This window comes from Collinsella intestinalis, from assembly GCF_902501455.1.
Lineage (GTDB): Bacteria > Actinomycetota > Coriobacteriia > Coriobacteriales > Coriobacteriaceae > Collinsella > Collinsella intestinalis.
Genome location: NZ_CABWIC010000030.1, coordinates 104,743 through 118,094 on the forward strand (window position 1 = coordinate 104,743; position 13,352 = coordinate 118,094).

Annotated in this window: 12 protein-coding genes and 1 tRNA gene; all 13 read right to left on the reverse strand. The window is 65.4% G+C overall.

Annotated elements, in window-relative coordinates:
* Positions 1-138 precede the first annotated feature (138 nt).
* Positions 139-214: transfer RNA gene (locus AOBCEHNH_RS07530), tRNA-Thr, on the reverse strand.
* A 110-nt stretch (positions 215-324) separates the two neighbouring features.
* Positions 325-1,140, reverse strand: a complete 816-nt coding sequence (locus AOBCEHNH_RS07535) for a purine-nucleoside phosphorylase (protein WP_226803357.1) — start codon at positions 1,138-1,140, stop codon at positions 325-327.
* Between the two features lie 350 nt (positions 1,141-1,490).
* Entirely contained in the window at positions 1,491-2,696 is a 1,206-nt protein-coding gene (locus AOBCEHNH_RS07540; protein WP_152063784.1) for a SurA N-terminal domain-containing protein, read from the reverse strand.
* 229 nt (positions 2,697-2,925) lie between these two features.
* A complete protein-coding gene (locus AOBCEHNH_RS07545) occupies positions 2,926-4,011 on the reverse strand; it encodes an isocitrate/isopropylmalate dehydrogenase family protein (protein ID WP_152063785.1) in 1,086 nt (361 codons plus the stop codon).
* A 3-nt stretch (positions 4,012-4,014) separates the two neighbouring features.
* On the reverse strand, positions 4,015-4,710 hold the full coding sequence (locus AOBCEHNH_RS07550; RefSeq protein WP_006723977.1) for a hypothetical protein: 696 nt from the start codon (positions 4,708-4,710) through the stop codon (positions 4,015-4,017).
* Positions 4,711-4,892: 182 nt separating this feature from the next.
* The gene (locus tag AOBCEHNH_RS07555) at positions 4,893-5,333 is read right to left on the reverse strand and encodes a hypothetical protein (RefSeq protein WP_152063786.1); all 441 of its coding nucleotides are present in this window, start codon (positions 5,331-5,333) and stop codon (positions 4,893-4,895) included.
* A 6-nt stretch (positions 5,334-5,339) separates the two neighbouring features.
* A complete protein-coding gene (locus tag AOBCEHNH_RS07560; protein WP_152063787.1) occupies positions 5,340-6,440 on the reverse strand; it encodes an NAD(P)-dependent oxidoreductase in 1,101 nt (366 codons plus the stop codon).
* 89 nt (positions 6,441-6,529) lie between these two features.
* A complete protein-coding gene (locus AOBCEHNH_RS07565; RefSeq protein WP_118104373.1) occupies positions 6,530-7,486 on the reverse strand; it encodes a DegV family protein in 957 nt (318 codons plus the stop codon).
* A gap of 74 nt (positions 7,487-7,560) precedes the next feature.
* Complete coding sequence (gene hpf / locus AOBCEHNH_RS07570) at positions 7,561-8,145, reverse strand: ribosome hibernation-promoting factor, HPF/YfiA family (protein WP_006723981.1); 585 nt, start codon at positions 8,143-8,145, stop codon at positions 7,561-7,563.
* A gap of 165 nt (positions 8,146-8,310) precedes the next feature.
* Complete coding sequence (locus AOBCEHNH_RS07575) at positions 8,311-9,270, reverse strand: transporter substrate-binding domain-containing protein (protein ID WP_152063788.1); 960 nt, start codon at positions 9,268-9,270, stop codon at positions 8,311-8,313.
* A 494-nt stretch (positions 9,271-9,764) separates the two neighbouring features.
* Entirely contained in the window at positions 9,765-10,376 is a 612-nt protein-coding gene (locus AOBCEHNH_RS07580; RefSeq protein ID WP_226803358.1) for a ComF family protein, read from the reverse strand.
* 225 nt (positions 10,377-10,601) lie between these two features.
* Positions 10,602-12,215, reverse strand: a complete 1,614-nt coding sequence (locus AOBCEHNH_RS07585; protein WP_152063790.1) for a regulatory iron-sulfur-containing complex subunit RicT — start codon at positions 12,213-12,215, stop codon at positions 10,602-10,604.
* Positions 12,206-13,351 (reverse strand): DNA polymerase III subunit, encoded by a 1,146-nt coding sequence (locus AOBCEHNH_RS07590; RefSeq protein WP_152063791.1) that lies wholly within the window; start codon positions 13,349-13,351, stop codon positions 12,206-12,208. The genes AOBCEHNH_RS07585 and AOBCEHNH_RS07590 overlap by 10 nt, the downstream gene beginning before the upstream one ends.
* Position 13,352 lies beyond the last annotated feature (1 nt).

The window sequence follows — 13,352 nt, forward strand, 5'->3', positions numbered from 1 at the left end:
TGGGAAAAATCCCCCCAACGAGCCAAAGGCGCTCACGTGCGGGTGAAAAGATTTCCCCCAACACTTACACGCTGTCAAAAAATGCGACGTATAAAGAAAAAAGCCAGACACACATGGTGCCTGGCCTTTAAAATTCGATGGAGCCAGCGACCGGGCTCGAACCGGTGACCCCCGCTTTACGAGAGCGGTGCTCTGCCAACTGAGCTACGCTGGCGACTCCATGGCGGAGCGGACTGAGCCGTTCCGACGATTGTCTATAGTACGTGGAAATGCGCTCCCGCGCAAGTGCCTAACGCACGGTTAGAAAAACTCTTCTCCACGCGCTTATGCACCGATACGGCGGATCGTGGCAAGGGCAAGGGCCTGCATTGCCTCGGCGGCCGCGTCGGCGGCGCCCAGCACCTTGGCGTGGCTTTCGCCCGGACAGCCGGCCTTGTTGGTGACGAGCGTGATTCCGAGCACCTCCATCCCCATGGCGCGGGCCATGATGGCCTCGCACACGGTCGACATGCCCACGTAATCGGCACCGAGCGTGTCGAGCATGCGGATCTCGGCGGGCGTCTCGTAGCTGGGGCCGAGGAGACCGGCGTACACACCCTCTGCGAGCTCCATGCCAAGCTCGGACGCAGCCTCGCGCGCCAGGCCGGAGAGATACGGGGAGTAGGCCCCCGCCATCGAGACAAACGGGCTGTCCAGGCCGGCCGCGGCAACGCCCGCGGGCGATGCGAGCGGGTTGCGCCCGGTGAGGTTGATCTGATCGGTGATGATGCCGACGGTACCGGGAGCGATGGCGCCCACCGCACCGGTCGCACAGCTCAACACGATGCTGCGGCAACCCAGCTTATGAGCATGCCGCACGAGCGAGGTCACCTGCAGGGCGTCGTAACCCTGGTACATGTGCACGCGACCGGGATACACCACCACGGGCACGCCGTCGAGCTCACCCACGAGAACCGTGAAGCTATGGCCCTCCACTGGGATCGCCTCCGTGGGGAACCCATCGATGTCGCTGTACGGGATGTGTCGCACCACGCGCACGCGCTCACCCAGCGAACCCAGACCGCTGCCCAGCACGATGGCGAGCGGATGCTCCATGGTCGGCTTGCACCATGCGGCGACTTTCTCAAACGTCTCGTCCATGACGACCGTCCTTTCTCCTTGCATAAGCCGGAGGCGGGTCGAGTCCCTCCCCCACAGGCACTTCTCCAGCATAGCAAGTCACCCGTTTGCGACAGGCGCAACCCGTGAGCGGCCCCGATAACGAGCTGGGCGTCACAACACGCAGGTCCAGCGCGTAGATTCGGCACAAAAAATGGTCGCGATGTGCCAAGCTGTCGCAGCGTGGCACATCGCGACCAAAACGGCGGGCGCGGCGGGCGGCTACGGTCGTAAATTGCCTGCCTATCACAGCGCGGCACATCGCAACCAAACCTCGAGATACCGCAGCGCATGCAGCCGGCGCGCGCGGCTAGCGCAAGCGACCGAGCATCTTAGGCATACAGGCCAAAGAGCTCGACATCAGCCTCGCCGAAGAGCTCGTTGACATAGGACGTCCACTTGGCGTTCGCGCCCTGCGACTCGAGCATGTACTGCTGGTACGCGACGGCATAGGCCTTCTGGGCCTGGGCATAGGTCGCAGACTCGGGAGTGATCTCCTCGCCGGCGAGCGCGGTGGCGTAAGCGCCGTCGAGCTTAGCCCAGGTACCAGCCTCGGCATCCCACTCCTTACCAGCCAGATCGATGATATAGGCGGCGTACTCGGCCTTGGCCTCGTTCTCGTCGCCGCTCTCGGGCTCGGCGGGGGCCTCGGGCATGGCGGGCGCGTCGTCCATCACGCTCTGATACAGCTTTTGGATGGTGCCCTGCTCACGCACGATCTGCTTTGCCTGATCCTCACTCACGCCGTACTGATCGGCGATAGCGGAGAAGTCGGAGGTGCCCAGGGAGGCCTCGGCAGAGGAAGAAAGATCTTCATCACTCAGCTCGATGCCTTGCTTGGACGCCTCCTCCAACAGGATGCGGTTGCGCACATAGGAAAGAACCGCGTCAGCGGAAGGAGCGGGGTAGTTGCCGTCCTCGTCCTTCACGCTGTCAAGGCTGTACTGGCTCTCGATGGCCTCACGGGCACTGATCTTGTGCGAGGCCCCCTTGAACTTCCAGGTTGCGACCGTCGCGTCGAGCTCGCTCTCGGCAAAAACGGGAGCGCTCACACCCTTGGAGCCAAAGCCGCCGGAACCAAGGAAGTAACCGGAAACACCGGCAACGATCACGGCGGCGAGCGCGCCGGCGATAAAGTACTTGTGCTTGCCCATCATTGCTCGCTGCATGCGCGTCTTCTTCGGGCGCACCGCGCACGGCGTGGCGGCAGGTGCGGCGGTAGAGGAATCCGCAGAGGCGTCTGCCGCGGGCTCGGAGTCCTCGACGCCCTCAGGCTCGGACTCGCCATCGGCCTCGCCGGCGTCGGCGGCGCCGCCCTCCTCAGCGTCGGCATCCAACAGCTCGGGATCGGCCTCGAGCTCACGCTCGGCCTCGGCGGCCGCCGTCTTGCCGGAAATGTCCTCGGCGGTCAGACCCTCGTGAATTTCCACGTGCTCGACCTCATCATCGCCGTTCGGGCCCTCACCACGGCCGACGACCTCGATCCCGTCGATGTACTCGTTATCCTCGGAATCGTCCTTCTTCATGATCAGACCCATGCGGTCCGCTCCCTTCACCTTACCTGGCGGATTGTCGTATCAAGCCGATACGATACCCAAAAATAAACGGGGATACGCCTCAAAACGAGCGCATCCCCGTTAAGGTTTGCTTAATTGCACAATGTGATGCCCCAGTGCGACGCCGCGCGCATCGATACCGCGGATCGGCGCAAAAGGGAAGAGTCACACCTCATGTGTAAAATGCACCCGTCCCCAATTACACATCCGGCTACGAAAGGTGCGCGATGACCGCGTCGGCGTAATCCTGCGTCCCCGCAGCACCCTCGGTGCTACCGGTAAGCGCGCGCTGCACATCCCCGGTGACGCACGTCCCCTCGGCGAGCGTGGCGCGAACAGCCGCGCGGATGCGCTCGGCGGCATCGACCTCGCCCAAGTGGTCGAGCATCATCGCGGCGGAAAGGATCTCGGCCGTGGGATTGGCGATGTCCTTACCCGCGATATCGGGCGCACTGCCGTGCGTGGGCTCGAAGATCGCCGCGTCCGTGCCGATATTGGCACCGGGCGCCATACCAAGACCGCCCACCAAACCGGCGCACAGGTCGCTCACGATGTCGCCATACAGGTTCAGGCATACGAGCACATCGAAATCGCGGGGCTCCTGAACCAGGCCCATGCACGTGGCGTCCACGATCTTATCGTTGAACTCGATATCGGGATAGCGCTCAGCCACCTCGCGCGCCACGCGCAGATACAGACCGTCGGTCGCCTTCATGATATTGGCCTTGTGCACGCACGTGACCTTCTTGCGACCGCAGCGACGGGCGTACTCGAACGCGTACTCGACGATACGGCGCGAACGCTCGATGGAGATCGGCTTGATGGAAATAGCCGAATCGGAGGCGAAGGGCTTCTGACCAGATGCCTCGACGAGCTCGGCGAGCTTCACGACCTCGGGCGCACCCTCGTCGAACTCGATGCCCGCGTAGAGGTCCTCGGTGTTCTCGCGCACGATCACCAGGTCGACGTCGCGGTAGCGCGAGCCGTCGCCGGGCTGGGAAAGGCAGGGGCGCACGCAGGCATACAGGTCGAACTCCTTACGCAGGGCGACATTGACGCTGCGGAAGCCCGTGCCCACCGGCGTGGTGATGGGGCCCTTGATGGCAACCTTGGTGGAACGCACAGCCTCGAGCACATGCTCGGGCAGCGGCGTGCCGTACTCATCCATCACGCCGGCACCGGCGTTCTGAACATTCCAGTTGATTTGGACACCAGTTGCCTCGACCACGCGGCGCATCGCGCTTGTGATCTCGGGGCCGATGCCGTCACCGGGGATCAGTACAACGTCGTGGGCCATGAGTTACTCCTCGTCTTCGTCCTCGGCATCGCTCTTCTTGGCGCGTACCTTCTTCTGCGGGTTGTCGAGCTTGAAGCGCTTGACCAGCGCGTCGTAAATCTCACGCGAGCGGACGCGCAGGTAGCTGCCCTTGCCGTTCTCGGCATCGAACTGGAGACGGCCGGCCAGCTCGGCGGCAACGGAACCCGAGATCTGGCCATGTGCGAAGGAGAAGAGCAGTGCCAGCATATCGCGGTACTCAAGATCGCCGTGATAGCACTGGATAGCCTCGTCGATAATGGGCCACACCTTCTCGGAGCGGCGGCGCTCCGTGGCACCCCACACCACGAGGAAACGGAAGGCGGACAAGCGCAGCGGGGCCGAGATCTCATCGAACAGGGCGGCCTCGGCGCCCTCGTACGCGGCGCCGCACTCCTTGGCATGCTCGGGAACGAGCAGCGTCAATGCGTCGAGCACCTCCCAGCGGGTCTGGGCCTCCGGGCGATACAGGGCGTCCACCAGCTGCTCGATAAAGGGGGCGAGCAGATCGGGCTCGCGCTCGGCGAGCAGGTTCACCACGCGTCCGGCGAGCTGGCGCGTGCGACGGCTCGAGCTGGACAGGTCCTCGATGAGGGCGGACAGGGCATCGGCACTGTTCTCGACGCTCGCGAGGCGGGCGGCCTCCTCGGGGGAAAGCTCGACAAGGTTCTCTTCTGCCATGGGTGCGTACCTCTTATCTTTCTCTTGCGGCGAACATCCGAATTATCGTATGGACGGGCCCATCGGTCCAGGGCAAATGTGCACGGTCGAAAGGCCTGAAGCGGACTCTGGGCACAACCGCCGCCCGCGGGCCCCATCCGAGTGCGCCCGCGGGAAGTCCGCGGGCGCTCGGGGTGTTGTTTTTAGGCGTCGCGGGACTGCCTTGAGGGCGAATCCGCAGAGCCCTTCTCGTCGATCGAAATCAGGTCGGGGGCGGCCTCTCCGGTCTTGCGACGGCGACGATACGCCTCGCCGGTACCCTTCTCGGCGACCTTTCGATGGCGCTTGTTGACGTCCATGAAGTTATCGAGCCACTTCCAGGGGCCCGAAGATTCGCCAAAGCCCATCTTGAGGCCAGCGATATACCCGGCCAAGACGCCCATCAAGATGATTTGGATCATCATGGCGGGAATGAGCGCAACGGCCAGCACGACCGCGACGAGGCCTCCGATATTGGCGGCCCAGTAGGCGCGCGCGGTGACGAGGTAGCGGCGGCTCAGCTCCTGACCGATTAGGAAACCGATGTAGACGGCAAAGCCGAACACCATGACGTAGGTGATGATGTAGACCCAGTTAGCCGGCATGCCCGCTTACCCCTCGTGATGGTGACCGCAATGGCACTCGTGGCTCTCGCCGTGACCGTGGCCACCGCAGCACTCGTGGTCTTCGCCGTGGCCGTGGCCACCACAGCAGCACTCGTGGTCCTCGCCGTGGCCGTGGCCATGGTCGTGACCGCAGCCGCAATCGCACTCATCGTCGTGCTCGTGCTGGGCCGCGTAAAGCGACCAATCCAGGCCCGCGGCGACGGCTTCGGCCTCCTCCTGGTACAGCAGGGTGATGGCCTGGGTGCCCATGCGGCCGCCGCCGATGGCGTCGAGCATGTCGTACAGGGTGAACGCGGTATCGGCGCCGGGCAGGGCGAGCTCCTTCTCCTCGGCGACCGTGAGCGCCAAGCCCAGGTCCTTGAGGAAGTGCTCGACCAGGAAGCCGGGCTTGTAGTCGCCGTCGATCGCCTTAGGGGCGAGCTGCTGCATGGCGCCGGAGCTGCCCGTGCCGGAGCAGATCATCTCGCGCACCTGCTCGACGTCGAGATCGTTTTGCTGGGCAAAGGAGAGGGCGTCGGCCATACCTACCATGGCGCTCGCCAGGGCGACCTGGTTGGAGAGCTTCGCGGCCTGGCCCTTGCCGGCACCGCCGAAGCAGCAGATCTTGGAGGTGAAGGTCTCGAGCGCCTCGCGGACGGGCTCGATATCGCGCTCGGTGGCGCCGATGATGGCCGTGAGAGTGCCGGCGATGGCACCGGACTCGCCGCCCGTCACGGGGCAGTCGAAGGCGTGCTTGCCGCACACCTCGGCGGCGCCGGCGATATCGCGGGCGAGCTCGGGCGCGCTGGTGGTGAGGTCGATGAGGTAGGCACCATCCTTGGCAGAGGCCAGCAGGCCCTCGCCCGCCAGGTAGACCTCCTCCACGTCCGTGGGGAAGCCGACCATGGTAAAGACTACGTCGGCGTCCTTGGCGGCCTCGGCGACGGAATCGGCCCAGGCGGCGCCGCGCTCGATGAGGTCGGCGGCCTTTTCCTTGGTGCGGTTGTAGACGGTGAGCTCGTAGCCCGCGTCCATGATGTGGCCGGCAATGGGTGCGCCCATGATGCCGGTGCCGATGAAGGCGATCTTGAGGTTCTTGCTTGCCATATGCAACGCTCCTTTTGACGTTTGTTCGACGAATGGGCGGCGATGGCGGATGCCACCGCCGGAGCCAGGCGGACCGACCCCGGTGCTCGCTATTCCCCGCGGACGCGGCTGGCGATGCGGTCGGTCAGGGAGATCTTCTCCGAGCGGTTCTTACCCCAGAAGATAAGGGCGACCATACCCGGTCCGACATGCGAGCCGATCGTAGGGCCCACCGAACCGCGCAGGATGGTGAGGTCCGCACAGCCGGGCTCCTTACGAACGGCAGCCTCGAGCCAATCGGCATCCTTCTCGGCGTCGGAGGAGACGATGGCGAGCGGCAGGGTCGGGTCGAACTCGTAGTTCTCGGTGAATGACTTGATGAGCGACTTGAGCGCCTTCTTGCGGCCACGGTTCACGCCGATGAGCGAAAGGGCCCCGGCCAGGTCGAAGGACAGCTCGGGCTTGATATCGAGCTTGGAGGACAGGGAGGCCGCCGCAGGCGGGATGCGTCCGCCGGCGGAGAGCGCATCGAGGCTGTCCAGGGTGAAGTAACCGTGGATGTAGGTCTTTGCCTCATTGGCCCATTCGGCCAGCTGGCGCGCACTCAGACCGGCCGCGCGCTGACGCACGGCCTCCATGGCGAGCAACTCACCGCACGCGCAGGGCAGCGCGTTGTCCACCACGTAGAGCTCGAAATCGGGATGATCGGCGCGCACCTGCTCGGCCGCATGGCAGGCGGAGTTGTAGCTTGAGGAGAGCGCGCTCGTGAAGCACAGATACACCGTGGGCGTGCCCTCTTCGGCGCATTTGGTGAAGAACTCGAGGTACTGACCGATCGAGATCGCCGAGGTCGAGGCCTTGGAGCCCTCACGCAGCTTGTCGTAGAACTCCGAAGGGGTGATGGTGCTCCAGATGTCGTCGGTGTACTCGACGCCATCGAGGATGTAGGGGAATCCCAAGATATCCACTTCGAGTGTGGCCGCGATCTCGGGGGTGAGATCGGCACAGGTATCAATGACGATGCGGCACATGCGCGGGACCTCGTACGAGGCGGTGATGTTGCCCATGGACGCTCCTCAATACAACAAGGCGGCCACCCACATGGGATGGCCGCCATCCAGATCATGCAATGGACGCTATTTTACTCGCCCTCGACCTCGATTTTGGGCTTGATGATGCCGTATCCACCATTCTTACGGTGATACACCACATTGACCAGGCCGGTGACGCTGTTCTCGAACACGTAGAAGTCATGGCCGATCAGATCGGTCTGAACGAGCGCTTCCTCATCGGTCATGGGGGTGAGCTCAACCTCCTTGACACGCACGAGCTGGTCGTCCTCATCCTCGGGGAGCAGCAGGTCGGCCAGATCGGCGACGGGCTCGACAGGGGCGACCTCGGCGGCGGACAGACCCTGCTGACGGTTGTCGACCACGCGCGTCTTGAACTTGCGGAGCTGGCGCGTCACCTTTTCGGCGGCGAGGTCGATCGCGGCATACATGTCCGCACCGTGCTCGGCCACGCGGATCACCGAACCGCGGGCGCGGACCGTGACCTCGACGATGGCGGGGTTGGGGTTGGAGGGGTTCTTCTCATAGCGCAGGACGACATCGGCGGTCATGGGCTCGATGTCGAACACTTTGAGGGCTTCGCCGATCTTCTCATCGACATGCGCACGCAGAGCATCGGTGACCGTGGTCTTGCGACCGGAGACCTTGATTTCCATACGTGGCTCCAATCTATCCGGGGATAGTACTCGTACAGCTGTTGTACCCAAGTTGGATGAAGACACACGTGAGGAAATTGTGCTCCCGTTCGCTGGAGCGTCCGAACCGACCGCCGAATTCCCATGCGCTGCATGGGCGCGAACGGGTAGCGGAGAAAGTCGGGCCTAGCCCAGGGAGTTCAGGCTGTCGGACTGCGCGAGCTCGCCCGATTCGCCCTCAGAAGCGGGGGTTTCCTCGTTTTCGGGGGCCTCCTGCTCGAACGTCACGCCATCAAGCGCGAGATCGTCGAGGCTGAAGGGCAGGTCGCCGTACCACAGGCGAAAAATAGCCTCGAGCGTGCCATCGGACAGGGCGTCTTCGAGAATCCCCATCGCCTGATCGGCAAGATCCGTACCGGAAGCGGCGATGGCGTCGTAAGAGACCATCGGGGCGATGGTACCCACAAACACGGTGCCGGGATAGGCGCGGGCCAGGTAGGCGCCGGCGGTGGAGTCGCAGGCGACGTAGTCGACCTCGCCGTCCGCAAGCGCCTCGAAGCACTCGTTCACGTTCGACTTGGTCTTGAGGGTGGTGTCGATGCCCGCGGAGTCCATGGCATCTTGCGCGGCGGAATCGGACTGGACGGCGACGACGGCACCCTGCAGGGTGGTTGCCGAAACCGTGGGGACCTCACGCGAACCATCGGCCGACTTGGCAAAGATGGAGGAGGCGTTTTGTACCAGGACGCCGCTCTCGACGACACCGTCCTCGCCGGTACGGGCGCCGATATAGAGGTCGGCCTTGCCCTTGGAAAGCGAGCCCGTGACGTCGGCGGAGGAAACGACGCGCAGGTCGAGGCCCATGCGCTCGGCGAGCAGGCGGGCGATATCGGCGTAGTAACCGCTCGGCTTGCCCTCGTGGTCCGTCATGGTCTGAGGGGCGTCGGTCATGTCCATGGCAACGGTGAGGACACCGTCCTCGATAAGGTCGTCTGCTCCGAGAGTCGCCTTGACGGGCTCGGGCTCGACCTCGGCGCGCGTGGGCGTGGTCAGCGAACAACCCGACAGGCCCATCGTCATCGCGCATGCGAACGCAACCAGGCCGGCCATACCTTTGCGACCTGCAACGAACTTGCGACCGATCATCTCGGCACTCCCCCACTCTCCTTGCGGCCCCTGCGGCCGGCACCCCGAACGCCCGCGCACGGGCGCGCGGACGGCAGCTATCACGATCCCCCCAGCTGACCTGGTTTTTGACCCCACACTTGCGCACCGGGGCGTTTGCTCGTACCGCCGCGGCGGTATCACGACTAACCCGCTCGCCCGCGAGGCACGTATTGCCTCAAAAAAGTAGCGACGGGCGGTGCGACTTACTTCTAGGACGCGCCATGATCGCCCTCGCGCGCACGCGACGGCTTACGTGGATCCCTTCGACCGCGTCTGTCTTGGACTGAGGAGCGCGACGAACCGATAGTCCGCGCGCACCCGCAACCACAGCCTGGGAGGAACTTCGGGGCATTATACCGCAGGTAACGTGCAGATTGCGCACGGGTGCGGGCACAATCGCCCGCCCCATCGCACGGCGACAGCCATCCTGTGGGAAACGGGATGGCGATCCCCCCCCCCCGCGGTCCATCGCCTCAACCCCATACGCGGGCGAACGCGAGACCGTCGACGCGCGAGGCACCCGCGGCCTTGAGTGCCGATGCCGCCGCGGACATGGTCGCGCCCGTGGTGATGACATCGTCGATCAGCAAAATGCGCTTGCCCCTCACGGGAAGTACGACCTCGTAAGCGCCGAGGGCCTCGGCCAGGCGGTCGGCGCGCCCGAGTTCGCGCTGGTCGGATGAGCCGTGCTTGACCAGGGCATCCAGCAAGGGAATGTCCGAGCGCCCACTCAGATGCCGCGCGATGAGTTCCATGTGGTCGAACCCGCGACGACGGAAGGCCGCAGCCGTGGCGGGGACGAACACCACCGCGTCCGCACGGACAAGCAGCCCTCCATATCGCCCGGGCGCCTCGCGCTGCGCTCGCACGGCCGCGCCGAGCATGATGCGGCCGATCTCGGCGGCCAGGCGGCGCTCGCCCCCGTCCTTGTACGCGCGGACGATGCGACCGACCGGCCCATCGAACACGGCGGCAGCCAAGCAGCGATCGAGATCGGTCTTCGCTCCCGCGCATTCCGTGCACACCATGGCCCCGAAGGGCGCGCCGCAGTGCAGACAGGAGCGAGCAGGGTCTATGATCTGCATGGCATTCTCGCATGCCGAGCAGATGAGTTCTCCCGGTCGCTCGCAGCCGGCGCACCTCGTGGGCGAGATCAATTCGAGGGCGGCCTCAATCAGCGCCCCGACGGAACCGCGACCTGTTTTTTCTGCCCCATTTCCAACCGACGTGAAAAAGCCCCTCCCCGCAGATGCGGGAAGGGGCTCGACGTCCGATGCGGATGCGGCCTGAAAACGAGGCGCGCGCACGGGCTACTCGGCGGACGCGCCGGCGTCTCCGCCGTCCTGCTTGGGTTTGCGGTTGCGACGACGGCGACGCTTCTTGGGAGCGCCCTCGGTATCATCGGAACCGGAACGGGCAGGGCCATCGGTCGCGGGACGCGACTTGGCACCGCCACCGTCACCCGGGCGACGACGCTGGATCTTGACCTCACCCTCGGCGATCTGGTCGGCGACAGAAGGCGTCTCGGGCTTGCGGGGACGGGAACGGCGCTTGCCCTCGCCGGATGCGGCCTCCGTGCCAGAGGGGGTGTGCTTGCGGCGACGGCTCTTCGCCGGCGCGTCTTCGGCAGGAGAAGCAGCCCCATGCGGGGTGCCGGCTGTGGGCGCGGGGGCCGCGCCGGCGCGATGACGGCGGCGGCGCGAGGGCTGCGCGGGCTCGAAGTCCGCATCCGTGCGCGGGGCCTTTGCCTCGGCGGCCTGCGGCACCGCCTGCTCGGCAGCGCCGGCGCGACGACGATGACGACGCGACTGCTGCGGCGCCTGCTCCTCCTCAGCGTCCTGGGAACGGCCCTTGGAGGGAGCGCACTTGCGACTACGACGGCCGGAGCCGCCCTGCTCGAACTTGGCGGCCTCTTCCTCGCGCATGCGCTTGCGGCGCGGCGTGGGACCGGAGGCGACGATGCGATCGGCCGTGTCCAGGCCGTCGCCCACGTCGACGCCGTTCTTGCGGTCGAGCTCCATGAGGGCGAGGGCGAGCTCGGGCGACTCGAGACGCTCGAGGACATCGCGCGTCACGCAGTCGGGACGGCAGGAGCACCCTTGTGCCTCACAGCGCTGCTTGTTCTCCTCGGTGCTCGTCATATCGGCAAGGTCGACGCGGAAGATCTTGCCGTTCTCCAGACGCAGCACCAGCTGCTCGCGCGGGGTGTTGTACTCCACGATGCGGGCCTTGCCCAGCGGCGTGTCGATGAGGGTCTTCTTCTTGGGGGCACGGCTCTTGAAATCCTTGTAGGCCTCAAACTCATAGCGAAGGCAGCACATAAGGCGACCGCACACGCCCGAGATCTTGGCGGAGTTCAGCGGCAGGTCCTGCTCCTTGGCCATGCGGATGGAGACGGGCTCGAACTGCCCGCCGAAACGGGTACAGCACAGCTCCTGGCCGCAGGTGGCGTAGCCGCCCTGCAGGCGGGTCTCGTCGCGCACGCCGATCTGGCGCATGTCCACGCGCACGTGGAAGTGGGCGGACAGGTCCTTGACGAGCTGGCGGAAGTCCACGCGGTCCTCGGCGGCAAAGTAGAAGACGGCCTTCTCCCCGCCGAACAGGTACTCAACGCCCACGGGCTTCATGTCCAGACCGTTCTTCTCCACCAGACGGCGGAAATCGAACATGGCGTCCTCGCCGGCGTCGGCCAGGTCGTCGGCACGATCGAGGTCGGCGTCGGTGGCAATGCGCACGACGGGCTTGAGCGGGGCGGCGAGCTCCTCGGGATGCACCTCGAACGGATCGGCCGTCACGAGGCCGATCTCGGTGCCGCGCTCGGTGGTGCAGATGGCGTGATCGCCGGCGAGGATGTCCAGGTCGCGTGGATCGAACCACAGCTCGTGCGCGGCGAACGCAAATTTGACAGGTACGACTACGGGCATTGCAGTGCCTTCCTGATATCGAACAGCATGACCTCGATGGCCAGCTGGGGTGTGACGTTTCTGGCGATGCGGGCCTCGGCGCTCGAAACGGCATCGAGCGCGCGGGCGACGCCGGTCACCGTGGCGCGGGCGGCGATGCGCTCGACGACGTCGGAAACGTCCTCGTTCACGACGGGCTCCGACTCAGATGCGAGGCGAACCAGGGCATCGCGCAGCAGGGAGCGAACGCTCGCCAGAGCCTCCATGATACCCGAACGCTCACGGGCGTTCAGTTCGCGCTTGTTGCGGTCTTCCAGCTGCTTTAAAGCACCACGGGAGAGATAGTCCTGATTTTGCTCCAGGACCGCCTGCTGGGTCGATTTAACCTCGGCGAGCGGCGCCTTGATCGCACCCATGAGGTCCTTGGCGGCGGCCAGGATGTCGGCCTCGTCGGCATGGGCGAGCAAGTCCACGGCGCGCACCATGGCACGGCGGGCTGCCTGGCGGTCGCCGCTCTTGAGGAACTCGACCGCGCGGGCGGGACTGCCGGCAACCGCGACGGCCATACGGCATTTGCCCGCGGGCAGGCCGGTGGCGTGCTCGACGGCCGTGGCGGCGTCTTCGAGCGAGAGCGGGCGGAACGGCACGCACTGGCAGCGCGACACGATCGTGGGCAACATGACATCGGCACTCGAGCCGAGCAGGATGAACGTCACTCCGGCGGGCGGCTCCTCAAGCGTCTTGAGCAACGCGTTAGCGGTGTTGGCGCGCAGCTGCTCGGCGCGGTCGACGATATAGACCTTAGCCTTGGCACGGATGGGCGCGAGCGCCACATCCTCGAGCAGCTCGCGCGTCTGCGCGATAAGGTAGCCCGTGGCGGATTCGGGTGCGAAGTAATGCACGTCCGGGTGGGTGCGGCGGGCAACACGGCCGCAGTCATCACAGGAGGCGCAGGCACCCGAGACGCCATCTTCGCCGCACAGAAGCGCCTGGGCCAGCGCCCAGGCGGCATCGAGCTTGCCGGAACCCGGCGAGCCGAGGAACAGATAGGCGTGGCTCGCACGGCCGCTCATCACCGCACGAGCGAGGAAGTCGCGCACACGCGGCTGCGTATCGAGCTTGGCGAGCAGGCTGTTGGGGGCGAGGCGGTCGAGCATG

Coding starts and splice junctions, on each gene's coding strand:
- AOBCEHNH_RS07585 (WP_152063790.1), bottom strand. CDS start 12,215: ATGCCCGTAGTCGTACCTGTCAAATTTGCGTTCGCCGCGCACGAGCTG.
- hpf (WP_006723981.1), bottom strand. CDS start 8,145: ATGGAAATCAAGGTCTCCGGTCGCAAGACCACGGTCACCGATGCTCTG.
- AOBCEHNH_RS07555 (WP_152063786.1), bottom strand. CDS start 5,333: ATGCCGGCTAACTGGGTCTACATCATCACCTACGTCATGGTGTTCGGC.
- AOBCEHNH_RS07545 (WP_152063785.1), bottom strand. CDS start 4,011: ATGGCCCACGACGTTGTACTGATCCCCGGTGACGGCATCGGCCCCGAG.
- AOBCEHNH_RS07560 (WP_152063787.1), bottom strand. CDS start 6,440: ATGGCAAGCAAGAACCTCAAGATCGCCTTCATCGGCACCGGCATCATG.
- AOBCEHNH_RS07590 (WP_152063791.1), bottom strand. CDS start 13,351: ATGCTCGACCGCCTCGCCCCCAACAGCCTGCTCGCCAAGCTCGATACG.
- AOBCEHNH_RS07565 (WP_118104373.1), bottom strand. CDS start 7,486: ATGGGCAACATCACCGCCTCGTACGAGGTCCCGCGCATGTGCCGCATC.
- AOBCEHNH_RS07550 (WP_006723977.1), bottom strand. CDS start 4,710: ATGGCAGAAGAGAACCTTGTCGAGCTTTCCCCCGAGGAGGCCGCCCGC.
- AOBCEHNH_RS07580 (WP_226803358.1), bottom strand. CDS start 10,376: ATGCAGATCATAGACCCTGCTCGCTCCTGTCTGCACTGCGGCGCGCCC.
- AOBCEHNH_RS07575 (WP_152063788.1), bottom strand. CDS start 9,270: ATGATCGGTCGCAAGTTCGTTGCAGGTCGCAAAGGTATGGCCGGCCTG.
- AOBCEHNH_RS07535 (WP_226803357.1), bottom strand. CDS start 1,140: ATGGACGAGACGTTTGAGAAAGTCGCCGCATGGTGCAAGCCGACCATG.
- AOBCEHNH_RS07540 (WP_152063784.1), bottom strand. CDS start 2,696: ATGGGTCTGATCATGAAGAAGGACGATTCCGAGGATAACGAGTACATC.